Here is a 24,173-nt window from a genome sequence, read left to right on the forward strand (position 1 = left end):
TGTATGTTAGAATAGTATTTAATGTGTATATTCGAAAGGAGAAATATATGAAGTTACGTAAAGTTATAGCAACACTTCTATTTCCAATGCTACTCTTGTCTGCATGTTCAACATTAACGGCAGAGGAGTACTTGGATGCTGTATCAAAAGAAGAGGTTGATGTTAGTGGAGGGATAGAAAAAGGGAATGACAAATCTCTATCGGTTGCTGAAAGAAAAGAGAATATTGACAAACGCATCTCTCTTTTAGAAGATTCTAAGAAACTATCCGCCCCTTCTGAATGGAAAGACGCACACAAAGAATACGTTAAAAAATTAGATCTAGAGATTGAAAACCTTGAAAAGGCGAAAAAAAAACTTACTCGTACATCATCTATATTTGATGACTATAGTGATAAAGACAAAGAAGTATACAATAAATATGACAAGTTATTTCTTGAAAAGTTAGGAGTTGATGCTCGCGAAAAACTTTATAAGAAAAATCGTGATTTACGTAGAGTATCAAGAGAAGAATACATTAAAGTATATCAAAAAGAAATAAAAGAATTTCTTGAGTACTTTAAAGACGCGCAAGTTCCTACAGTTGATGGTAAAGTAGATCATCTTGCTGTCATGGACCTTGTGAACAAGGCTAGAGGGCATCTAACAAACATAATAGCTATAGTTCCGCCTAAAGAGTTAGATGAGGCAGCGGAAAAGTTTAAAGAAGCAAATAAAGAGTTTGACGCAGCACTAGATGCACTGTTTTCTGATCCTAAATTAACAAAAGGAGAAACAGGTAGTACGTTTATGTCTTCGTATCTAAAAGGTTTGAAATTAAATAAAGAGTTTATGGAAAAAGTAAAAACTACATCGTAAGTACTGCGGCTTCTTCCGTTTTCGATAAGCTATAGTGTCTGTATTAGATTTGTACAGTGTGAGGTTGAAGGAAAGAATACACCTTCTTACAAGCATTCCTATAATTATAAAAAAGATAACTCCATTTTGATGAGAGATTGCTCAAAATAGAGTTTTTTTGTGGGGTAATAATAGGGTTTTATCGTTTCGTTTTATTTTAACTAGGATTTAAACTTACATCTATAGAAAAAACGACACTTGAAAGGTGCCGTTTTCTCTCATGATTAACGTTTGTAAATACCTGTCCAGTCTTTTGTTAAGTTACCAAACTTATCTTTTGTTTCATATGCATCCTTCAAATAAAATGTATATCCACATTTCACCATTGTATTTGGCAATGATCCTCTTGATGGGAAGTCATTTTTGTACCAAGCAGTAGGTACTGTTTTGCTGCAATCGATACTATACACATTTGGATAAGTTTCTGCTGCTGAAGCAAATCCTGTCCCCCCTGCGAAGATAAATCCTGTCACCATAACACCCAGTGCCAATTTTTTAAACATGAAAATTCCTCCTCATAAATTAGTAGATTACACATTTACTGTATCACATTTTCTATTTTTGTTAATATAATACATTTATAGAAATATTTAATGTAAAATTGGGAATAATCTGGAATTTATTTAGAAACATTTATATTTTTATTCTTCCATTCTCCTATTTTGGGTCACCATACATGTCCATCAACTTAAGAATATTCACTATCCTAAAAAATAAAAAACATTATTCTTTCTAAACAAGCTAGATTATTAGAAAGGATAACGTTTTTTATTAAGTTGCTGAGTATAGGTGGCACTCCTATACTAACGAATACATACTTTCACAATTCGTGTTAGTTAAATTAATGTTTTATCCGTTGTTTAATTTCTTTAAAACGAGCTTGTATAAATTTCTTGATATCCAGGTGATCCTTATATAAGGTAACGGTATACATTATGGAAGATGCAAGCATAGTAGACCATATTAACCAATTTCCAGCATGAAATCTCGATATGAGAGAGTTAAGGTCGAATAGCAATAAAATAATAATTATTCCCAAAAAACATAATAATCCATCCGATAATATAGGTATAGCCTCCAACACTACATAATTGATTGTTATGATGAAAGACTTTCACCCTCTTAGCTTGCCAATAACCAACTATCACTCCTAAGATAAGCAAGCTAATTAATTTAATTTTAATTATATAGTCCAATCTATTTGGAAGACCAATATAAGTTCTGATATTGGTACCAATCTTCTTTTTCTACAGGATATATCTAAAATAAAATGAGAACAAGAAAATTAAAAGAATTGTTCTCCTATATCCGGGAATACTCCTTAAGGAAGACTGACCAAAATGCTAAGGAGTTGTACACGATATGGAAAATGCAATTGGAATTGTATATGATGGGCAATTTTATCAACTTTTACTTCATAAAAGCCCAACTGTTTTTAAAGAAAATATCAGACCAAAGGAAGCGCGCTTACCACTACCTTTGATTTTCTCAGATGATCAAAATGGACAGATCGTAAATGTAGCCTATGTTTCTAATAAGCCTGAGGTAGTAGGGAATACCGTAGCATTATCAAGTGAAATGTTAGAGATTTTACATGGTAACAGTACAGAAGAGCCATGCTCCTTCTTACCAGGTACCGTGGGCGGGTCAACCAACGTTCGTTCTTAATATAAAGAACTATTCATTGAATGAAACTGCACGAGAAGGAAGCGAAATCTACATGAAAACATTATGATTAAGCAGATGTTTTTTTAGTAACTTATAATGAATTAAACAATATTATAAAATTAAGGCTGCTTTTATACATTTAGTCGAAATCTCAAAAATCTATATGACAACAGCCTTAATTTAATATTGTTCCATTTTTTTGTTTGATTAAGTAGAGTGCGTTGCAAATTCGATTCAAGAGTTTATTTTTTCTCAATTAATATGAGATAGAATAGTTTCTAAATCAATCATTAAAATTTCATTATTAATATATATAGTTGAAATATTATAAAGGAGATAAAGAATGACAATTAGTATTAAGCAAACTGGGCCTACTTGTGGAATTTATGCAATGTTAGATGGCTTATACAACTTAAACAAGATTAAGGATGTTTCTTAGAAACAGACGGATGATGTAGTTTGTAATCTATTAAGTAAAAATGTAATAACAAAAAGAGGAAATGCTATTAATAGAAATACATTTTTAGGAGAATTTTTTGATTTAAATTTGTATAAAATAGTTTCTAGATAATAATTTGGAGATATTTAATCAAGCAACTGGATGTGAAGATATAAAATATAATGTAAGTATAAAAACCATAAAACATCTACATTCTAAAGAGTTAATTACGAAGTTGCAACATAATGAGTGTTTTGTACTTTTTAGTATATGTACATATAAACCTCTTACAAAGAATCATTTAATTTCTCATTGGGTTTCTATAATTGATTATGATAATAAAACAAGTAAATATATTGTAGTAGATAGTCTAAAAGGGACAATCAAGAAATACTCACTGGAACGATTATATAAGGGAAATAACCGGCTACAAGATGCTTAGTTTCAATGGGGAAATTTTGAAATCCGTAAATTACATTATTGGGACCACCCGTGGGGATTGCACCCTGTTAAGAAGCGTGTAAAAGAATAATATGAAAAGAAAAAGGTGTATTAAGCATAAAGTACCTCATACATTGTGGGGAATTTTTCCGTATAATAGTGATAATATAGTACAAAAGAAATCACCATTTACAGATAAATCTCTAAAGATCACAGAACCATCATGGACATAACGGAAAGTAACAACAAGAAAAGTTCTAGAATTAGGGTTTTCCGTGATATCAAATCTTGTATCTTTGTTTGGAAAAGACTATTGTACTGCAGTATCCTCAGACATATAACCACCCACAAATCTTGCAGGAGTAGAATTCATAACTTTATGTATCTCTTCATTAGGTTTTAGCGTAATGACCTCCAAATTCTTTATGTAATCTATTTTTATATTATAACACATCACCATCATCCAACTGTTCGTTAAATAAGAATTTAACGTGAAGATAGAAAGGCACGGTGTAATTTATTTTTTCCCCTCTTCTTGTACACTGTACAAAGACATGAAGCTCCAAACTATTTTAGACAAGAAAATCTAAACTTTTAATTTAATTAAACTAGAATGAAGTCCATGCCTCAAAATAACAAAGACCCAAAACATTAACAATTTGTTTTAGGTCTTTGTAAAAGATTTTTCATACTAATTCTTCAATATTAAATGTTTAATAGTTAGCAAATATATTCTTATTGCTTTTATTTCGGAAGAACAATTCTTTTATATAATTGAACGGTAATAAAATAATAGATTGAATAGATAATTAGGAAAATCAAGATTGGTAACCAAATACGGAAATATGGATCAATTAAGATTAAACCAAAAATCTTCATACCCAATAACACATGAATCATACCTATTATCCCTGGGAATAAAAACACTAAAAATATCTCTTTATAAATGGATTTTGCTAATAATTCATGACGTACTCCAATTTTACTAAGCATTTCATAGCGTACAATATCTTTTGATGAACCAGAAAGAATCTTAAACATTAAGCAGCTTGCCATCATCGCAAGGAAAGCAATACCTAAGAAGAACCCCATAAATACTGTTCCACTGGCACTGGCGTAAATACCAGTATAAATTCGATATTTACTAAAGATATTTTCAACTGTAATATCTTTATATTTTACTAGCTGCAACTCGTCAATTTTTTTCCATTTGTCTAAATATGTTATAAAATCATCCGTTTTTCCAATAACAATGGTGTTTTCTTTTTCTTGAATTCCATCATACATTTTTCGATCTACTATTTTTTTTACTTTTTTCATGTAATTCAAATAGGTTGGTTGAAGAGAGCGTAAAGCGTCATCCCACTCTTCTGGGATAATATTTGTGTTCTCCCTATTCTCCTCACCATAATTTGAAATTGCTCCTACAGGAAGATTTTCAGAAACTCGTTTTACTTTCCCTCTATCCTTTTTTTCTATTCCAGCTTGTACAAGCGGACGATTTTTCTCTAAATCTTCTTTCAAGTAATAAATATACTTCTCCTCCACTTTATAGCGATATTCATTCTTTTCTTTAAATGTAATGCTATCTAAAATGTTCTTTTCTTCTGCTGTTGGATTATGAATGACTGTATCGTATATTTCAAATTGATCCGTCGATTGAATTACGTTATTTTTGAAAGCCATCCCACCTGAAATCGCCCCCGCACCAAGTGCTACTAGCATTGCTACTGTTGCGAGTACCTTTGTCAAACTATTAATACGAAAGTTTAATTGTGCAAATGTAAAAGCATTAAGGCCTTTCTCACTACGCTTTTTATTACTCTTTAATTTTTGAATAATAAGCGGAAGTACAGAAGTAAATAACATATATGTTCCCGCTGTAGTGGTAAGCATCGCAATCATAGGACCCTGTTCTTTTAACTTATTCATATAAATCATGGAAACATATCCAATTCCTAATAAGATAATGGCTAAAAATGAAACAATCCCAGTCCACTTCCCTTTAATCATTGTACGTTCTGCTGAAGCGCCAGCATGTACAAGTTGCAGAACGGAGATACGTGATAATTTCACACTATTCATAATGGCAGATAACATAAATAATACCAAGAAGAACATACAAGTAACTAACATCGATGGTACATAAAAAGCTTGATAGCCACTCGCGGTAAAATCTAGTTGCTTCATAAGAAGTTTACCAATTCCTTGTGAAAGCCCTATTCCTAATGTAATTCCAACTACTAAAGATACTGCTCCAATAATAATTGTTTCTACAAACATAAGAAATGTAATCTTTTGTTTTTTTGCGCCTAACATCATGTACATCCCAAATTCTTTTTGGCGGAGGGACATTAAAAAAGAATTGGCATATAGAACATAGAAGAATGTAATGATCCCAAGTAGATATGATCCCACTTGAAAAATCATACCAGTTGAGCGAATGGGACCATTATTATTAACAAATGCTTCATTTAATGCTAATGTTTGAAACATATAAAAAATTGAAATTGACATAACAAGGCCAACTAGTAAGACAATATAATCGTTCAGCTTACTTTTTAGTCCTGACATAGAAAGTTTAAAAATCATGATGGTTGTCCTTTCTCTTATCCTTTTTGTGTACCTAAATCTGCAAGTACATCTAAAATGTCTTTATAGAATGCTTCACGTGTACCATCGCGGTGAATTTCTTTAAACAACTCACCATCTTGAATGAATAAAATACGTTTACAATAACTCGCACTATATGGATCATGCGTAACCATCATAATAGAAACACCTTGTTCTTCATTTAAGTTTTTCATTGCTTCTAAAAGACTTGTAGCATTTTTCGAATCTAATGCCCCTGTTGGCTCGTCCCCTAAAATAATTGCAGGTTCATGTACAAGTGCACGTGCTGCTGCAGAACGTTGTTTTTGTCCACCAGATACTTCAGAAGGATATTTTGAAAGAATTTCTGAAATCCCTAACATTTCTGCCACTCTTTTGACTTTCGGGCCAATTTGTTTTGACGGAACACCTTGCAGCGAAAGCGGCAATGCAATATTTTCGTAGACTGATAAATTTTCAAGTAAATTAAAATCCTGAAAAATAAACCCTAATTTTTGAGAACGGAAGTCAGAAAGTTCTCCTTGTTTCATTTTTGTGATATCGATACCATCAATTTCAACAATTCCATCAGTTGCCGCATCTAATGTTGAAATTACATTTAATAATGTTGTTTTTCCTGAACCTGAAGGTCCCATGATCCCAACAAACTCTCCCTCTTGAATCGAGAACGACACATCTCTTAAAGCATGTGACTGATTCCCCCCTTTTTTACCGTATATTTTTTGAATGCTTTTTACATTTACAACTGAATTGTTCATAATATTCTCCTTAGCTCGGTATAATTATTAGTTATTTTTTAGTTTCTCTTTTATTTTTTTAGGAACTTCATTCTCTTGTACAGCCTCAAATTGATAAACATATCTCCCTTTTATATGGACCTTTAAATAAGAATTTACATATTCATCTTTACCAGCAGCTCCTACTTTAATGGTGTTTTCATTACCGGATTCATCTACTCCATTTAACATGTAGAAATATCTCTTACCATCGTGTACAGGATCAGGTTTTGCCGCTTCTTTTGGAAGAGCATACACATCTTTTTCTTTCACCAACGGATTAAATCTATCTACTGTTTCTCCTCCTATATAAGTCAATAATCCACTTCCTACAACAACTAATCCTATTATTGCAATCCATGCTTTTTTCATCTTTCTTTTCCACCTTTCTTTTTCCGTGCGATTATATGTGAACTTATTCATTCCTTTAGATTTCAATAAGAACGGACATCTCTCTAACACATGTTTAAATATAAATAGAATTTCTTAATAAAATGTGAGAAAGCTTCTTAATTTTTTCTTAAGAAAAATATTTACATTGTAAAAAAGAACCCTTATCAACAAGAGTCCTTTTTTGCTATATAGGTATATATTCAATTTGTATCATTTCAACAATCCCTTCATTTAACAAGGCATCTCGAGCATTTGTATAGTCATTTCGAAAATCGGTATGTATCGTTTTATAAGACATTGTATCCCTCCAGCGGTTTGATGAGTGGTTTTTAACTAAGTACAATCTAGGTGTCTAGCATCTATTTTTAATGACATATACGTTTAAATTCAATGTAGGAAAACATAATTCCTAGTTTGTTCTTGTTCTTTTATGAAAAAGTAACATTTGTCATGTTGTGTTTATAGAATCCAAAAAGAGTAGCACCCTTACTCAGGTACTACTCTATCTTTACGCAATTGTATATATGGCTTAATATCCAAGTATGCCGACAATTTGAGTTGCTTTGTTGTTACGAATGGAATAATAAATTTCTAAACCTTTACGTTCAGCTTTTAGTATTTTACCCTTCATTTTAGATAAATGTTGTGAAACCGATGATTGGGGTATCTCTAAAATTTTTGTTAGCTGAGAAACATTAAAAGTATTATGCTTGCTTAGCTCGTTTACAATACGTAAACGAATTGGATGCGCCATTATTTTTAGAATTTCAATATCTTCTTCTGTAATATTAGTTTTTTTTGATTCGAGTACAGTGCTTGTCATAGTTATTCTCCTTTATTACTTTCTTATGAGAAGTTATTTACCCTAGTATTCCGTATCAAAATTTTATATATCTTAATAGATAAAAATCAATGTAACATTAATAAATTCTATAGTTATTATATACCGGATTTTCTATTCGAGTGTGAAGTTCATCTGGAGTTTCCGTGATTTCTGTATATCCTAATGTAAAACTAAGTGAATGTATATCTGAGGTCTGATATTGCATAATTGTAAATAACAAAAATACAAAGTTCTCATATTTACTAAAGGTAAGTAATCCTTCTATTTTATTTTTCTACAATACAATTACGTTCTTACAGGGGGGCACCACACATCTATCAACTTAAGAATGGCAACAAAGTTTACTTTCATTTTGTGGGGTAAAGCATTCCTAAAATAGAAGCATACTCTTAATAATACGCATACCAAATAAACCCTATCGTTTTATTAAAAATCAAGGGAATAGTAATGAAATCCTATATTTATGCGATTGAATATAATGTCACACATTTTATAGGGTAAAAAGGAAAGGATAGATGAGCAGGAGAATATACCTGTTTACATCTATCCTTTTTTACAACAATATGACCACATTTACTACTACAACAAAGATTTTTATCATAACAAATTTTCATATAGTTATTGAACTATTTTTTGAATAACTAAATTGACCTCTTCGTTAACTTTAATTACGAATAAATGGTCCCCTTCACCTTCAATTGAATCAACTCCATCTTCATTAAAAGATTCAGCATGTTGTCTACCATATCTATTAAACTAGCGGTTTTTATTTTCCCTGATTCCTTTCCATACCTAAGGTACCCAAAAGTCCACTGGATTCCCGAGGCTACCATCCACATTTGCGTCTTTGAAAAGGCATTTTGTGCCACTAGACATAACTGTAGATTCCTGAACAAGCAAAATCATGAAAATACACACAAAGTTAGATTATCATCCATTACATTACTGTTTTGCTTCGTTCGAATAGAAAAACTCGGAAGAACGCCACTTGTTCGCTATCTCCTCAATGTGATAAGGTGTCGTTCTGCAGCATCCACCTATTAAACGTGCACCTGCTCGGTACCATTCATCAGATTGAATATCCAACGCGTTACATTGTTCATGACCATGCCATGTTTTTGTTTCCGGATTATAAGTTTCACCAGAGTTTGGATAAACAATAATCGGTTTTTTGGTGTTTGCCCTCAACTCTTGGATTGCACCAGTCACAACGGCTACTGGCGCACAATTGATGCCTATCGCTACAATTTGTTCACTTTTCTCAAAAGCTCGTGCACACTCCACGAGTTTCATACCTTCACTAATCTCTTTCTCATTTTTTAGCGAAAAGGAAAGCCACGCATATGTTTCTGGAAACTCACGCAATAATGTATCTAATACTCTTGCTTCTTGCAGGGAAGGGATCGTTTCAAATGCCAATAGATCTGCACCTGCTTCGATTAACGCAGACATTCTCGAACGGTGAAAGTCTGCTAATGTTTTATCTGTCACACCATAGTTACCTACATACTCTGAACCATCTGCAAGGTAAGCCCCGTACGGCCCAACTGATGCAACAACCAATGGTTTAGGCCTATTCGTTTGAATATTTTCCTTCCAAAAATCATCTCTTGCCCTTCTTGCAAGTAACACCGTTTTCTTAATTAATTCCAAAGCTTCCTGTTCTTGTATTCCACGCGCGGAAAAACCACTAATAGTAGCTTGATAGCTTGCTGTTATGGCACAGTCCGCTCCAGCACGAAAATAGTCCGAATGAACCTGATAAATTAGTTCCGGATTTTCTAATAACACACGTGCCGACCAAAGGGGGTCGTCCAAATTACATCCATGCCCCTCCAATTCAGTAGCTAATGCTCCGTCAAGAAGCATAATGGAATGTTGGGATAAAATAGCATCAATTGGGTTGATTTTGTTCGACATAATCTACACCCCTCTTTTTTAAATTTTTTGTTAGATAATAACTTCCATAGCAAAATAAAATAAAAGGTATACCGCAATATAAGGCAATTCTCTGTGTTGGATCGAATGCAATTCCAATACACGATGCCAGACAAAGGATAAAAGAAGCAATTGGTACTAATGGATATAGTGGTGTGCGATAAATCAAATCCTTTTCAGAATTTCCTTCTTTCAAAAATTGTCTGCGAAATAGGAACTGGGAAGCACTAATACTCATCCAAACTATAACTACTGCTAGACCGGAAATGGAAACAAGTACGATATAGACAGTATCTGGTGCCACAATACTTGAGAGCAAAGCCAAAGCTCCACCCACCATGCTGAAAATGACGGCGTTGATTGGAACACCTTGCTTCGTCATTTTCCCAAAAATCGGGGATATCGTATTCTTATTAGCAAGCGACCAAAGCATTCTAGAAGAGGCATAAAGGCCTGAGTTTGCCGCAGATAAAATGGCTGTTAAGATAACGAAATTCATTATGTCAGCTGAATATGGCACCCCAATTCGTTCTAGAACTGCAACAAAAGGGCTCTCTAATACCCCTGCATCGGAAATAGGCAATAACGCAGATAAAACAACAATCGTTCCTACAAAAAAGATAATTAATCTCCACAGAGTAGTTCGAATGGCCTTCGGTATCATTTTTTCCGGGTTCGCTGTTTCTCCAGCTGCAATGCCTATTAATTCTGTTCCCGAAAAAGCAAAATTAACCGCAAGCATGGTCATCATAATGGCCGTAGCACCATGAGGAAATAAACCTCCACTTGTAAAATTAGAAAAGAATGGTGCTGCTTTTGAATGAGTCATCGGAAGAAACCCTAGCATTGCCGCTACTCCTAAAACAATAAAAAACACAATAGCTATAACCTTTATCGATGAAAACCAAAATTCGGATTCGGCGAAAAATTTAACAGTCAGGACATTTAATACAAAGATCAAAATGGCAAAAAGAGCACTCCATACCCAAACATTAACCGATGGAAACCATCGCTTCATAAGTAATCCTGCAGCTGTAAATTCAGAACCTAAAGCAACAGTCCAAGTTAACCAATACAACCAGGCTACTGTATACCCTGTACCCGGTCCAATGTATTTAACTGCATAACTATGAAATGCGCCCGTTTCAGGCATATGTACGGAAAGCTCGCCTAAACATAGCATAACTAGATAAACCACTAGCGCACCAACCAGATAGGATAGAATTGTTCCAAATGGGCCAGCTTGTTGAATAGTGTAACCCGAACTTAAGAATAAGCCAGTTCCAATCACCCCACCAAGTGATAGCATGACTAAATGACGTGCTTGCATTTTCCTTTGAAATTCTTGCCCATTTTTGTTCTCCATTTCTACTCTCCTTTAGTTACTATCCAGAAAAAACAAAAGCGCACTCTAAAAAAGAGGGCGCTACTGACAAATAAAAACGGAAGCTCTCATCTATCAGGATTATCACCCGCTGGAATTAGCACAGTGCCTACTTAAGCAGACCTGTTGCTGAGGTTTCATAAGGCCAGTCCCTCCACCTCTCTGGATAAGAAATATTTTTTTATAACCTTATCAATCCATTCAATAACTGTCAAGACAATTCTGTTTTTTAAAAAAATTACCTATTATAGAAATACAAAAAATAGAGTATTACTATAACTGTAACTCACTCCTTCTTGGGTATTATTTAAAAATCGAACATACAAAACCTCATCTATTTATGATACGGTTCACAAGCAATTCCTCAAAATTTGATGCATTTCTAAATATCTTCTTACTTCTTTGGCTACGGGGGGCACCATACATATCCAGCAACTTAAGGATGTGTATGGTGCCCCCTATTAGAATTAACCTTTAACTCTTTTTCCATAAAAGATGTATTATTTAGTAACACTTGTTTTTGATTGACTTTTTTAGTTTTATAGCCACCGATTAAACTTCCTAATGTATATTATCTTTATTAATTGAGTAACTAGAGCATACATTGTTAAAATTCCCAATAACCACAGAAAATAATAAAATGGAAGTGGAGTTAAACCAATTTGAGTACTTAAACTGGTAAATGGAAGGGAAATCCCTATAAACATAACTAAGCCTGTAAGTATCAAAACTGGCCTAGCAGCCGTACTTTGTAGGAAAGGGATATGTTGAGTACGAATCATATGCACAATTAATAATTGTGTTAATAACCCTACTACGAACCAACCCGTTTGAAATAAGGATTGCATCTCAGGAATATTTGCACCAAATACATTCCACATTACGATAAAAATGATTATATCAAAAACACTACTTACCGGCCCAATAAAAATAATAAAACGAAATAAATCTTTTGTATCCCAACTTCTTGGTTTTACTAAAAATTCATTGTCTACTTTATCCCACGGAATTGAAAGTTGGGATAGATTATATAGTAAGTTTTGACATAATATTTGAATTGGTAGCATTGGAAGAAAAGGAAGAAATGCACTAGCAATTAATAAACTTAATACATTTCCAAAATTTGAACTTGCTGTCATCTTAATATACTTCAGTATATTTCCAAACGTTGTCCGTCCTTCCACTATAGCATCTTCTAAAACATGTAAGTCTTTTTCTATAAGTATAATATCTGAACTCTCTTTAACAATATCATCTGCTGTATGGATAGATACACCAACGTCAGACTGTTTTAAGGCAAACACATCGTTAATTCCATCCCCCATAAACCCGACTGTATGACCATTCATTTGAAGTGCCTTTATAATACGGAATTTTTGACTAGGATTTAATTTTGCAAACACACTTGTTTTACTTGCAAGTTTTCCTAATACCTTATCAGGAAGACTATCAATTTCATAACCCAGTACTGGTTCTCCTATATACAAGCCCATTTTCCTACATACATTTCTTGTCACGGACTCGTTATCACCTGTTAAAATTTTCACTTGTACTCCTTTCTTTTGTAGAGTATGAAGTGCAGCGATAGCCGATTGTTTGGGTGGATTTAAAAAACCTACATATCCAACGAGTATCATATCTGATTCATCACTTATAGAATAACTTCCCACTTTATCACTATTTAATTGTTTATATGCAACTGCAACAACTCGCATCCCCTGCTCTTGCCAGAGTTCAATTAGGTGTTTATTTCTACGCTGGATTTCATCTGTAATAGGAATTATCTTATTATTTTCTTTTATAAAACTACAAATTGATACAACTTCTCTAACTGCACCTTTACAAAGCATTATTCGTTCGTTAGCATTTTTTTCTATAACAACTGAAACTCTTCTTCTATCAAAATCAAATAGACATTCATCTATTTTGGAGTATTGAGACAGATCATACTTACTACTATCTTTTACATAACGTATAACTGATAAATCAATTTCATTTTTATTATTTGTATGGAAGTAACTATTTATATACGCTAATCTTAAAACCTCATCCGACTTCTCTCCATTTGTATCTGTATGGCGTACCAGATCCATCTTATTTTCTGTCAATGTGCCTGTTTTGTCGGTACAGAGAATATCCATAGCTCCAAGGTTATGAATAGAAGATAGTTGTTTTACAAGTACCTTTTTTTTACTCATATTAATAGAGCCTTTAGCTAAATTAGCTGTTACAATCATTGGAAGCATTTCTGGAGTGAGTCCAATTGCTATAGCAATTGCAAATAAAAAAGCCTCATACCAATTCCCATTAATACCCCCATGGATTATCATGACAATAGGAGTCATGATGATCATAAATTTAATTAATAGCCAACTAACTTTGCTTACCCCTTTATCGAATTTAGAATCAGATTTCTTGTTCAGCTTAACCTGATTCTTTGCTATTGAACCAAAGTAAGTATCTGTTCCAGTACCTACAACTATTACTTTTGCTGTACCACTTATAATATGAGTTCCCATAAAACAGAGATTTTCTAATTCAATTAGATTTTGGATTTTTCTAATTTTACGTTTTTTGTACATATGGAAATACTGATTTGATTTTTCAACGGGTAATGCTTCTCCTGTTAGGGATGATTGATTTACCAGTAAATTTTCTGATGAGATGATCCGTACATCTGCAGGCACAATATTTCCAGCAGATAATTCTATAATATCCCCTGGTACAAGGTTCTCAAGACCAATTTGTACCTTTCCACTTTCCTCCAATAAAGTTCTCTTATTTTCTTTATAAGGAATATTTCCTTTCCTGAGAACAGTTACCTTTTCATATACAAGATTTTTTAATCTTTCTATTGACTTCTGAGAACGAATTTCTTGTATGAACCGAATTAACACGCTTAACGTGACCATGATTCCCACAATAATAGTACCTTTTATATCATTGGTAAAAAAAGATAACATCCCTAATACAATTAGAAGAGAAATAAACGGACTTCTAAAAGAATTAAATAATGTTATATACCATTTTATTCTTTTTTGAGAAACTATTTTATTTTCTCCATACACTTCAAGCCTCTTAGTTGCTTCCTCGTGAGACAGCCCTTGAGACGTTGTTTTAAAAAAATCTAACGTTGATTCAACATCACTTTTTGCAATTTCAATTAACATATTATAATTTTTGCTCAATACTTCCTGTTTATAAAAATATTTTTTATTAGATCTCAACAAATTTACCTCCTATCCAAATAAATAGAATCCCCCTGTTTTTAAAAAATAATTATAAAAATATATTTTTATAATCACTCTGAATTTTCAATCATTTTTTAGGAGTTCAATAGCACTTAAATATTATTATTCTCACCATAAATAGTAATTTTTATTTATAAGTTCCCTCTTATTAGCAACAAAAAACTACTATAGCCATAATTTTTAACTGCAACAATTGAGCTAGCACTATACATTATCAAAATTTCAAATACAATTGTAATGATAAGCGAAAACACCAACGGATATTCCAGTAACTTGAATGCTTTTTTCATTTCTATTCTCTCTTTCTCTATACTTCCAACGAGTTTGTCTACAAACTTTGCGGGAACGAACTTAGGTATTAAAAACTTAATATAAATTTCTTATAACCCTAGTAACATTTTTGCAATGGTAAAGTACAGAATTAACCCCGTTCCATCAACTAATGTCGTAATGAACGGACCTGAGATAACAGCTGGATCCAGCTTTAACTTATTTAAAATCAAGGGTAATACAGATGAAACAATGGACGACCAAATAACAATGAACAATCCAGTAATAGCTACAACTTGCGCGACTTCTGTACCTACGCCTAAAGTGTACGCACGAATTAATGCTGCCACGGCTAATGTAAGCCCTAGTAAAAGGCCTACTAATGCTTCTTTTTTCATAACACGAAATATATCTTTAAATTTCACCTCATTTAGAGCTACAGCTCGAACCAATGTAGTTACGACCTGTGTACCTGTATTTCCACCAGTTCCAATTAACAACGGAATAAAGAAAGCCAGTGCAACTACATGAGTCAATGTTTCTTCATAATGTCGAAGTACAGAACCAGTATATGCTTCTGCTACAAACAGAAGTAATAACCAACCTATACGTTTACGGTATATTTGCCAAATAGAGGTTTCGAAATATGGCTTATCTAATGGGGTGCTCCCTCCCAATTTTTGAATATCTTCAGTTGCTTCTTCTTCGAAAACATCCATTGCATCATCGAAGGTTATAATACCTATCATCCGATTATCCATCGTTGTTACAGGTATAGCGGATAAATCATAATCCATTAGTTTTTGTACGGCTTCCTGTTGGTCTAGGTTCACTGAAACTGAAATAACATCTGATGCCATTATCGATGATAAAGTCTTATCATCTGAAGCCAGCAATAATTCACGAATAGAAACAATTCCATTAAGCTGACCACGTGTATCCAGAACATAAATATACGAAATTGATTCAACCCCTGCCCCAATTTTTCTAATATGCGACAGCGTATCTTTTACTTTCCAATTTTCCCTGGCAGCAATATAGTCAATCGTCATCAAACTGCCCGCTGTTCCAGATTGAAAAACCAGCAGACTTCTAATTCTTTGTTGAGATTCTTCAGACAAAAGTTGTATAAGTTTTTCAGCCTGAAGTGGATGAATTGAAAGAATTACATCAACAAGGTCATCAATAGATTGCCTAGCTAATAGCTCTTCTCCTTTATCCACAGGCAAATTGGTACAAATATTATATTGCTCTTCTGGTGTAAGGTAACTGAGAATTTTCGCACCTTTTTCAGTAGGAAAACATTTTATTAAAGATATCTGATCTTTATGTTGAAAACCTTTCATTTCCATTGCAATATCATAGGATTGGTTTTTTATAAGCTCATGTACTAAGTGTATGTCTTTTGTCGTTAATAATTGTTTTAAACATTTTTTCATCTTAAATCCTCCTTAAGGACAATGGTACTTGTTATCATTTCCCACTTCAGGGAAAACATATTTCTTAATAAATATGGGATCAATATCATCAATCATTAGTTTTCCCCCCTTTTATAAGAGACTTATTACAAATAAAATTTTGTATATAAAAAACCTCCTCTAGTGATTCAACTAAAGGAGGTAGATTTAAAAAAGACATAGCTAAATAAAGCTCATTCCCCCCTAGTTGAGTTTTGGCACTATACAACGTAAAGGATGAATCATTCATCACTTAGCTATCTTAAGAAGAGCCTTAATCCGACAATTCCTGTTCTACCCATTGGCATCTTTCGATATTTTTGGGCAATAGCCTGTGTTTGTATAGGAGCCTCACCTAACAGGTTATTAATATTTTAAATTTTTTGTTCGTTTCGTGTTAAAGCATATCCACTATTTTTGAACTTGTCAAGTATTGATAAAACCTATTACTTCACTTTTTGATATCATAACATTCCAAAATCACAGATATAAACATCTGTATAATAACTTATATTTATACGACGAATTTTATAAACTATTATGTTAATTTTTTTATTATTATACGTGTCCTGATGCTTTATTATTGAAGATTAATGTGGTGGGAAATTTTAAAAAGCATAAAAAGCCCGATAGATAACAAAAATTTCAACTTGATTTCCTTTTACAGCTCGATATAACCTGTATCTTGAGAAGAGATACTTAAAATTTAGAGGACAGGATTGAAATTGTTGGAAAGCTTCTTCATGCTTTCTCATGATTAAATTGATATTTCGAGAAGGGGTAGCTCCATAATCGATCATTTTAGTCATGGTGATTTGCATTTTACAATGAGTTATCTTTAAAAGAACCAAATCTGTATATAGGGGGAATATGATTGAACTTATCTGAGAGAAAAAACTAAAATTAATGATGCATACTATTACTTTATTATCCTCCACCATTCTCATTTTATATAGCATTACAATTTTTTATGTATCGTTTATTATTTATTTCATATTTAAAGGAAGAGAGCTTCGTATAATTGCTATTGAAACAGCTTTTTATCAGCTAATTACTTGGATTATTGTATTGATTTACAACACTTTTGTTATAAGAATTTTAATGTTTTCTGTGTTCCATTTCGATATAAATGCGAGTAATATGTCAATCATATTGTGGACAGCCCCCTTATATATAATCCTAACTATTTTATTAGTTTTCGGGCCTCTTAAAGGAATTTTATATGTTTTACAAAGAAAAAGTTTTCATTATCCGGTTATTTCTAAAAGGATTAACAAGTAAAAAAATAATAAAATCAATATATTTCACACAAATTAATTAGCCCCTTTAAATCAGGATCTAATTAATTTGTGTTTAAATGGAAACTTATAATTTTTATATAAAAATAAATAAATTTATATACTTGAAGCAATACATATAGTGTTACCTAGCAAATCGTATTCTCCAAAATAATTCGGTATAATAAAGTGGTCTCCTTTTTTAAAGAAATAATGCTTATCTTCTTTAATTAGCTCACCTTCACCATGTATTACACTAACAAGAAGGAAAGGTTTTTGTTGTTCCAAACTAGTTGATCCATCTAACTCCCATTTTTCCACTGAAAAATATGGACATTTGATAAAGTTAGTTATACTCAAATCATCTACTTTTTCATGTTTAACCGTTAACTGATTCGATATAAATGGGGCTTCTATTACATCAATGCTCCTTTCAAAATGCAGCTCACGTAAATTCCCTTCTGAATCTCTTCTATCATAATCATACAATCTATAGGTTGTATCAGAGTTTTGCTGTGTTTCTAATACTAAAATCCCTTTACCAATTGCATGAACAGTTCCACTCGGTACATAGAAGAAATCTCCAGTTTTCACCTTCACGCGATGCAACAGTTGGTTCCACTCTTTCTTTTCAATCATAGCCATGAATTCTTCTTTTGTTTTCGCATGATGTCCATAAATAATTTCCGCGTCTTTTATGGAATCGATTACATACCAGCATTCTGTTTTTCCTAGTTCTCCATTTTCATGTACGCTGGCATACTCATCGTTGGGATGAACTTGAACAGATAAATCTTGATTGGCATCCAAAATTTTTGTAAGAAGAGGGAAACGCTCCCCCTCCATATTTCCAAATAAATCTCGATGGTTATCCCACAATTCACCCAAAGATAGTCCTTTATACTTTCCGTTCTTAACAATACTTTGTCCATGTTGATGTGCAGCAAAAGCCCAACACTCTCCAGTTTGATTTGATGGAATCTCATATCCAAAAGAAGTTAAATGTGTTCCACCCCAAATTCTTTCTTTAAAAACAGGTGCAAAAAATAATGGTTCAGTCATGATTTAAATCCCCCATTCTATGCTATTTCATCTAGTAGTTTGTATGCTTCTGCTTTTGTTTGAACAGATAATAACCGCTCTCTAAAACTGTCATCCATAAGTTTTCGAGAAAGCATTTGAAGGATTTTTAAATGTTCATTTCCTTCATTTCCTTTTGGTACCGCAATCATAAATATTAACTTCGCTTCCGTTCCATCAAGGCTTTTCCAATCTATGCCCGATTGTTTAATTCCAAATACCACACTCGGTTTCCTTACGGCAGCTGATTTCCCATGTGGAATCGCAATGTTTATGCCAATACCTGTAGTACTTTCTTGCTCACGGTTCATAATAGCCTGTTTAAATTCTGTCACTGAATGTAATGCACCTACATGCTTTAATTTTTGAATCATTTCATCAATGATGTCATCTCTTGTTTCACCTTTTAAATCCGTTTCAATTAATTCTAAACTTGTAATATCTGTTAATTTTTTTATCTCTACCTTATCTACTTTTTCGCTTCTTGCTTGAGCTTCTTGTTCCAGTTGTTGCACTTCTATTGTTGCTGAAACTTCTTTTATTTGTTCATTTTCTTGTTTTTCTAACTTTGAAACGTCTTTTTTCAATACATTTACTACAACAGCTGTCACAATAGAGCCTACAATTACAGCCACAAAAAACATAAATACATTATCTACTGCTCCTAACACAGCAACAATTGGACCACCATGTGCCACTCTGTCTCCTACATGACCAATCATTGCAATCACAGCACCCGTCATCGAACCAGCCATTATACTCGGAATAACACGAAGTGGATCTTGTGCTGCAAAGGGAATCGCACCTTCCGTAATACCAAATAGCCCCATTGTGAATGATGCTTTACCCATTTCTCTCTCTGAATCTTGGAATTTCCCCTTACCTATGAAAGTAGCAAGTCCCATCCCGATTGGTGGAATACAAATTGCTGCAGCAATTGGACCCATAATTTCATAGTTTCCTTCTCCAATCATTGCTGAACCAAATAAGAATGCTACTTTATTGACCGGACCACCCATATCAAATGAAATCATTGCCCCTAAAATTAATGCTAAGAGAATTGAACTTGACCCTTGCATACCTGCTAACCAAGCTGTTAATGATACGAAAACTTGTGCGACAGGGGCACCAATAATAAATACAAATGCTAAACCTACAATAAGAGAAGTAAATACCGGAATAATAATAATCGGCATAATTGGTTGAATCGCTTTTGGAACTTTTAATTTTTTGATTCCTAACGCTATGTAACCAGCTAAGAAACCAGCGATAATACCACCAAGAAAACCAGCACCACTTTCACTTCCGTAAAAGCTTCCTGTTGCTGCAATATATCCACCAATCATACCAGGAACAAGTCCAGGTTTATCCGCTATACTATATGCAATATATCCTGCTAGTATTGGAACCATGAACGTAAATGATGCACCACCAATTTGTTCAATAGTTTTCCAGAAAGAACCCTCCGGAATCACTAAACCCCCAGGTGTTTTTTCTCCCCCAAGTGTTAACGCAATTGCAATTAATAATCCCCCGACTACGATAAATGGGACCATAAAAGATACACCATTCATTAAATGACGATATATCGGATTTTGCTTTCTTTCCTGTTGGTTACTTTCTACTATTTTTGACTGTGAATGATAAAGAGGTACATTCCCGCTGATTATTTTCTGAATTAATTCTCCTGGTTTACGAATACCATCTTGTACCCCAACAACCAACAATTTTTTCCCTACAAATCTATCTTTATTTACGACTCTATCTGCAGCTATAATAATGCCGTCTGCTTCGCGAATATCTTGTTCCGTCAACTCATTTTCTACCCCTATTCCACCTTGGGTTTCAATTTTCATTTGGACTCCTAATTTATCCGCTGTTTTTTGCAAATTTTCAGCTGCCATATAAGTATGGGCAATCCCATTTGGACATGATGTAACCGCTAACAATTTCATTCTTAATCCTCCTCACACTTTTTACTAAGCGCCTACACTTACTATAAATTAATATTACGACGTCAAAAGTTTCATTTTTTACCGTAAATTCCGGAAAAATAAACCTTTTACCCAAGCGAAAAACGGGTTATTTGATTCTCCACTTTTCGGTTAATTATGTAAAAAGGACAAAAATTTCATTACGTTTGTTTCTTTCGTAAGCTTTTGAATAAAGGATGGTTGCTCACTTATAAAGGATAGTTCCTGAAACAATTGTTTCGTTACCTCTTGTCCATCACTTTTAACTGCTAGCATAAATACAAGTGATACCTTCTCTTCTCCCCAATCAATTGGTTCCTTTAATGTAGCAATTGCAATTACTGATTCTTGAATAAATTTTGGGTTGCCATGGGGAATTGCGATTCCTGCCCCAATCGTTGTTGCTGACATTTTTTCTCTTATGATCGCATTTTCTGCATACTCTTTATCTACATACCCCTTACTATGCAAAGCATACGCTAACTTTTCAATTAGCTCATATGGGTGCTGTATATCCTGTTGTAAAAACACTAAAAATGGAGATGTATAATTGAACATAACAAAGTCTTTTTGTTCTTTATAACTTGGCTCATCATAATTTTGTATAAAGTCCCCTAGCTTCTTTTCTTCTGGCCCCTCTAATAATGGGGATACTACTATATGAGGAATGTTTAATCTTGAAAGACTAGTAGTTGAAATAACGAGCTCCACATCACGATGTTTCATTATATAACTTTGTAAATCAGCTTTTGAAATACAGTCCATAACATGGATATGACGAAATTTACGCTCAATTTTTGTACGTAACAACTGCGACATGCCAATGCCCATATGGCAAACAATAATTACATTTTTAGATTTTTCCTGGTGATTTAACCGTTCAACAGATGCTTCAAAGTGTAGAGTAAGATAAGCCGCTTCTTCTTCTGGAATATATATAGTTAGAGATTCATTTATCTCTTCTAATACTTGTATCAATACATTAAACACATAGGGATACATTCTCTTTATATCGTGTAACATCGGATTAGAGACAGAAAGATCATAGCTTAAGCGATTCAATGCGGTATATAAATGAATCGTTAACCCTTCAATTAAAATTTTGTCTTTACTGAAATCAATTTCATATAACTGTGACATACGTTTAACTAATTGCTGTATAACCATAGAAAGCATTGGATTACTTTCAGTAAGTGTGCTATCCTGCATTGGTTTATCTTGATAACGGATTTTCCCACCTAAAATATGAGCTGTTAAATATGTAACTTCCTCCTCTGTAAAATGAACAGAAAAAACACATTCCAGCTGTTTTAAAAACTCCAATGTCCATATATATTCTTTTGTTTCTTTCAGTATTTTAATTTCCTTTTCAGCATTTAAAATAGGTTGCTTAAGCTTCATTCTCCGTACCATAAGCAACGTATGCACTAATAAACTTTCAAATGTATCATCTGTAAAAAACAATGCATTTCGTTTTTGTAACGCTTTCAATTCGTTCGTAACAAATTCAACCTCATGATATTGAAATTGTTCTTTAATAAATTGATTCGTAAGATCAGAATTACCAATCAAATCTGATAATCTAGCCAATGCTCTTCTTTTTTTCTTTTCATTTCCATCAATAATAAGTCCAACTCGCTGTTTTGAAACAATGGTTAAATCAAAATGATGTAACCATACTTTAATTCTATCTAGATCTTTTTTTATAGTAGTTCGACTTACAAAATGTTGGGATGCCATTTTCTGTGCAGTAACTGCCTTTACATTCATTAATAAGTTGTATGCTATTTGTAGAATTCTTTCTTCATCTGATTCATACTTTGTGCGATTATTAATACAATACAGTTTATTAAACAAGTCCACCTTTTCATATTCCTCAATCTCTAAGTACACACCTAGTCCCGGTTTCCTAACAAGAATCGCACTTGAATAATTCGCAAGGTGCTCCTCAATTATTTTAAAGTCATTACGAATTGTTTTTTCAGAGCAATTCACCTGATCCGCAAGGTCTTGTACTAAAAAATAGTCGTTAGATTCAGATAATAGCAGAAATAAAATTTCTTTTTGTCTTGTATTCATAAATTTCACCTATCTCTTATATACTTCTATGTTATATGCATTACTTTACAAGATATTTTTTCTCTCTTTATAACTGACACTTCCAATTATATGTATTCATTTTAAAATTCCAACCATCTTACGATACATATTATTATTTAGATTTAATTGCATAACACTACATTACTCTTACTAATAAACATCAAGATTCTCAAGAAGTTAGGTCTGTCGGGAAGTGAGTTGCTTTATCAAAAAGATAAAATTCACCTCGTTCCCATGTTAGATGAACATCTTTATTTAACATCTGGAAATGATGTTCCAGATGTATTTGAAATTCACAATACCAAGGCGGGCAAAATTATATGTTACAACTTACGCTTTCCAGAAATTACACGCTATCCATCGTTTCAAGGTGCAAAATCATCTTATATGTTGCACCGTGGACAACAACAAATTTGAACCATTGGAGAACACTATTAAAAGCAAGAGCCATAGAGAACTGCATCTGTGTTATTGCATGTAAAAGTGTAGGAGATGTGAATAATGAAAATCATATCGGCAACACATACACGGGATACTCAATGGCCATCGATCCAAATGGAAACATTGTAAAAGAAGCGGACGACCAAGAGCCAATCATAACAGTAGAAATTGATTTAGCAAAAATAGAGGAACAACAACAAAACATCCCAATATTTAAAAATCTTTGACCGGATGTTTTTAAGTATACGAAGTAGAACCGTATCCCCCCCTCTCCACCAAACAAGTGCAGTAGTTGAAGATCGAGCTATCGTAGAGGCGGATTTTTTTATTCGTCTCTTAAGACTAAAAGATATATTCCAGCACAAGTACAATAGAAACAGGAAACCTCTACAATCGTATATACAGCCTCTAATACTCATTTTTGAAAAAATGCTTATGCAAAAATCCTAACTTTGTTTACAACAAGAGCAAACACAAATGGCGGTTGTTATTAATTAATATGGAGAAGATTAATTTAATTGAAAAGAAACGACGATGATCTTAACTTGTAGAGATGATCTCACTTTTTTTGGTGAAAACAACTATGAAATAATGTAAAAGTAGTTCTACTCAATTTGAATAGAACTACTTTTTATTGGAAATTAAGTATTTTACAACATGTGGCTAGTTCCTAATTTCCTGTCCTTCTAAATGTCTCACATTCTGTAGAAAGACAAGAATTTAGGAACCTTGTTATACAGGAATTGTTTCAATTATTTATTTTAAATACATTAAAGGATAATTAATATTTACATAAGCACACCTTTATCATGTTTAGTAATTACCAAAGGATTTATTTCTTTATAGGTATGTAGAATGATTCTTTTTATTATTGGTAGATTGTAAAAAATAATCTGTCCAAAATTAAATGAAATTCAATCTTCAATTATTTT

Annotated in this window: 16 protein-coding genes, 2 pseudogenes and 2 riboswitches; of the genes and pseudogenes, 5 read left to right on the plus strand and 13 right to left on the minus strand. The window is 33.0% G+C overall.

All coding sequences use genetic code 11. The features are described from left to right. Positions 1 to 47 precede the first annotated feature (47 nt). Positions 48 to 857 carry a hypothetical protein gene (locus tag DT250_RS18525; RefSeq protein ID WP_149213511.1) on the plus strand — a complete coding sequence of 270 codons (810 nt, stop codon included), beginning with the start codon at positions 48 to 50 and terminating at the stop codon, positions 855 to 857. 263 nt (positions 858 to 1,120) lie between these two features. On the opposite strand, the gene DT250_RS18530 is transcribed toward DT250_RS18525, so the two are convergent. Both DT250_RS18530 and DT250_RS18535 read right to left on the minus strand, forming a co-directional pair. After that, positions 1,121 to 1,399, minus strand: coding sequence for a hypothetical protein (locus DT250_RS18530; RefSeq protein ID WP_016513423.1), 279 nt, complete (start codon positions 1,397 to 1,399; stop codon positions 1,121 to 1,123). A 338-nt stretch (positions 1,400 to 1,737) separates the two neighbouring features. After that, a pseudogene (locus DT250_RS18535) lies at positions 1,738 to 2,122 on the minus strand (hypothetical protein); the annotation flags it as partial. A gap of 136 nt (positions 2,123 to 2,258) precedes the next feature. On the opposite strand from DT250_RS18535, the gene DT250_RS18540 reads away from it, so the two are divergent. Further along, positions 2,259 to 2,564, plus strand: a complete 306-nt coding sequence (locus tag DT250_RS18540) for a hypothetical protein (protein WP_016513422.1) — start codon at positions 2,259 to 2,261, stop codon at positions 2,562 to 2,564. Between the two features lie 1,624 nt (positions 2,565 to 4,188). Here DT250_RS18540 and DT250_RS18555 read toward each other — a convergent pair. The 8 genes from DT250_RS18555 to mgtE all read right to left on the minus strand — a co-directional run bounded on the left by DT250_RS18555 (position 4,189) and on the right by mgtE (position 16,352). Beyond that, positions 4,189 to 6,036 carry an FtsX-like permease family protein gene (locus tag DT250_RS18555; protein WP_149213512.1) on the minus strand — a complete coding sequence of 616 codons (1,848 nt, stop codon included), beginning with the start codon at positions 6,034 to 6,036 and terminating at the stop codon, positions 4,189 to 4,191. Positions 6,037 to 6,053: 17 nt separating this feature from the next. Next, positions 6,054 to 6,815 (minus strand): ABC transporter ATP-binding protein, encoded by a 762-nt coding sequence (locus DT250_RS18560; protein WP_149213513.1) that lies wholly within the window; start codon positions 6,813 to 6,815, stop codon positions 6,054 to 6,056. 27 nt (positions 6,816 to 6,842) lie between these two features. Next, positions 6,843 to 7,205, minus strand: a complete 363-nt coding sequence (locus DT250_RS18565; protein WP_149213514.1) for a YxeA family protein — start codon at positions 7,203 to 7,205, stop codon at positions 6,843 to 6,845. 550 nt (positions 7,206 to 7,755) lie between these two features. After that, a complete protein-coding gene (locus tag DT250_RS18570; protein WP_149213515.1) occupies positions 7,756 to 8,049 on the minus strand; it encodes an ArsR/SmtB family transcription factor in 294 nt (97 codons plus the stop codon). A 963-nt stretch (positions 8,050 to 9,012) separates the two neighbouring features. Continuing rightward, on the minus strand, positions 9,013 to 9,990 hold the full coding sequence (gene mmuM, locus DT250_RS18575) for a homocysteine S-methyltransferase (protein WP_149213516.1): 978 nt from the start codon (positions 9,988 to 9,990) through the stop codon (positions 9,013 to 9,015). Continuing rightward, positions 9,965 to 11,374, minus strand: a complete 1,410-nt coding sequence (mmuP, locus tag DT250_RS18580) for an S-methylmethionine permease (protein WP_065229978.1) — start codon at positions 11,372 to 11,374, stop codon at positions 9,965 to 9,967. Before mmuP ends, mmuM begins: the two co-directional genes overlap by 26 nt. Before the next feature lie 83 nt (positions 11,375 to 11,457). After that, positions 11,458 to 11,565: riboswitch (SAM riboswitch) on the minus strand. 366 nt (positions 11,566 to 11,931) lie between these two features. Then, positions 11,932 to 14,622, minus strand: coding sequence for a magnesium-translocating P-type ATPase (gene mgtA, locus DT250_RS18585; RefSeq protein WP_149213517.1), 2,691 nt, complete (start codon positions 14,620 to 14,622; stop codon positions 11,932 to 11,934). Between the two features lie 401 nt (positions 14,623 to 15,023). Next, positions 15,024 to 16,352 (minus strand): magnesium transporter, encoded by a 1,329-nt coding sequence (gene mgtE / locus DT250_RS18590; RefSeq protein WP_000710590.1) that lies wholly within the window; start codon positions 16,350 to 16,352, stop codon positions 15,024 to 15,026. A 211-nt stretch (positions 16,353 to 16,563) separates the two neighbouring features. Next, positions 16,564 to 16,740, minus strand: a riboswitch (M-box (ykoK) riboswitch). A 536-nt stretch (positions 16,741 to 17,276) separates the two neighbouring features. On the opposite strand from mgtE, the gene DT250_RS32700 reads away from it, so the two are divergent. After that, positions 17,277 to 17,651, plus strand: coding sequence for a hypothetical protein (locus tag DT250_RS32700; RefSeq protein ID WP_149213518.1), 375 nt, complete (start codon positions 17,277 to 17,279; stop codon positions 17,649 to 17,651). Positions 17,652 to 17,764: 113 nt separating this feature from the next. Here the strand turns inward: DT250_RS32700 and manA are convergent, their stop codons facing one another. The 3 genes from manA to DT250_RS18610 form a co-directional block, all read right to left on the minus strand. Further along, positions 17,765 to 18,709: a mannose-6-phosphate isomerase, class I gene (manA, locus tag DT250_RS18600; RefSeq protein WP_097891134.1), complete on the minus strand. Its 945-nt coding sequence runs from the start codon at positions 18,707 to 18,709 to the stop codon at positions 17,765 to 17,767. A 17-nt stretch (positions 18,710 to 18,726) separates the two neighbouring features. Then, positions 18,727 to 20,682, minus strand: a complete 1,956-nt coding sequence (locus DT250_RS18605; protein WP_149213519.1) for a PTS fructose transporter subunit IIABC — start codon at positions 20,680 to 20,682, stop codon at positions 18,727 to 18,729. A 150-nt stretch (positions 20,683 to 20,832) separates the two neighbouring features. Continuing rightward, the gene (locus DT250_RS18610; RefSeq protein WP_149213520.1) at positions 20,833 to 22,779 is read right to left on the minus strand and encodes a BglG family transcription antiterminator; all 1,947 of its coding nucleotides are present in this window, start codon (positions 22,777 to 22,779) and stop codon (positions 20,833 to 20,835) included. Positions 22,780 to 23,034: 255 nt separating this feature from the next. Here DT250_RS18610 and DT250_RS32330 point away from each other — a divergent pair. Beyond that, positions 23,035 to 23,118: pseudogene (locus tag DT250_RS32330) on the plus strand (nitrilase-related carbon-nitrogen hydrolase); the annotation flags it as partial. A 2-nt stretch (positions 23,119 to 23,120) separates the two neighbouring features. Beyond that, positions 23,121 to 23,468 carry a nitrilase-related carbon-nitrogen hydrolase gene (locus tag DT250_RS18615; RefSeq protein WP_255450275.1) on the plus strand — a complete coding sequence of 116 codons (348 nt, stop codon included), beginning with the start codon at positions 23,121 to 23,123 and terminating at the stop codon, positions 23,466 to 23,468. Positions 23,469 to 24,173 lie beyond the last annotated feature (705 nt).

The sequence above is a fragment of the Bacillus sp. AR2-1 genome, assembly GCF_008368755.1.
Lineage (GTDB): Bacteria > Bacillota > Bacilli > Bacillales > Bacillaceae_G > Bacillus_A > Bacillus_A wiedmannii.

Excerpts from the sequence above, each read along its gene's own strand:
- DT250_RS18565 (WP_149213514.1), bottom strand. The coding sequence starts at position 7,205 with ATGAAAAAAGCATGGATTGCAATAATAGGATTAGTTGTTGTAGGAAGT.
- DT250_RS18540 (WP_016513422.1), top strand. The coding sequence starts at position 2,259 with ATGGAAAATGCAATTGGAATTGTATATGATGGGCAATTTTATCAACTT.
- DT250_RS18610 (WP_149213520.1), bottom strand. The coding sequence starts at position 22,779 with ATGAATACAAGACAAAAAGAAATTTTATTTCTGCTATTATCTGAATCT.
- DT250_RS18525 (WP_149213511.1), top strand. The coding sequence starts at position 48 with ATGAAGTTACGTAAAGTTATAGCAACACTTCTATTTCCAATGCTACTC.
- manA (WP_097891134.1), bottom strand. The coding sequence starts at position 18,709 with ATGACTGAACCATTATTTTTTGCACCTGTTTTTAAAGAAAGAATTTGG.
- mmuM (WP_149213516.1), bottom strand. The coding sequence starts at position 9,990 with ATGTCGAACAAAATCAACCCAATTGATGCTATTTTATCCCAACATTCC.
- mgtE (WP_000710590.1), bottom strand. The coding sequence starts at position 16,352 with ATGAAAAAATGTTTAAAACAATTATTAACGACAAAAGACATACACTTA.
- DT250_RS32700 (WP_149213518.1), top strand. The coding sequence starts at position 17,277 with ATGATGCATACTATTACTTTATTATCCTCCACCATTCTCATTTTATAT.
- DT250_RS18615 (WP_255450275.1), top strand. The coding sequence starts at position 23,121 with ATGTTACAACTTACGCTTTCCAGAAATTACACGCTATCCATCGTTTCA.
- mmuP (WP_065229978.1), bottom strand. The coding sequence starts at position 11,374 with ATGGAGAACAAAAATGGGCAAGAATTTCAAAGGAAAATGCAAGCACGT.
- DT250_RS18555 (WP_149213512.1), bottom strand. The coding sequence starts at position 6,036 with ATGATTTTTAAACTTTCTATGTCAGGACTAAAAAGTAAGCTGAACGAT.
- DT250_RS18605 (WP_149213519.1), bottom strand. The coding sequence starts at position 20,682 with ATGAAATTGTTAGCGGTTACATCATGTCCAAATGGGATTGCCCATACT.
- DT250_RS18530 (WP_016513423.1), bottom strand. The coding sequence starts at position 1,399 with ATGTTTAAAAAATTGGCACTGGGTGTTATGGTGACAGGATTTATCTTC.
- DT250_RS18560 (WP_149213513.1), bottom strand. The coding sequence starts at position 6,815 with ATGAACAATTCAGTTGTAAATGTAAAAAGCATTCAAAAAATATACGGT.
- DT250_RS18570 (WP_149213515.1), bottom strand. The coding sequence starts at position 8,049 with ATGACAAGCACTGTACTCGAATCAAAAAAAACTAATATTACAGAAGAA.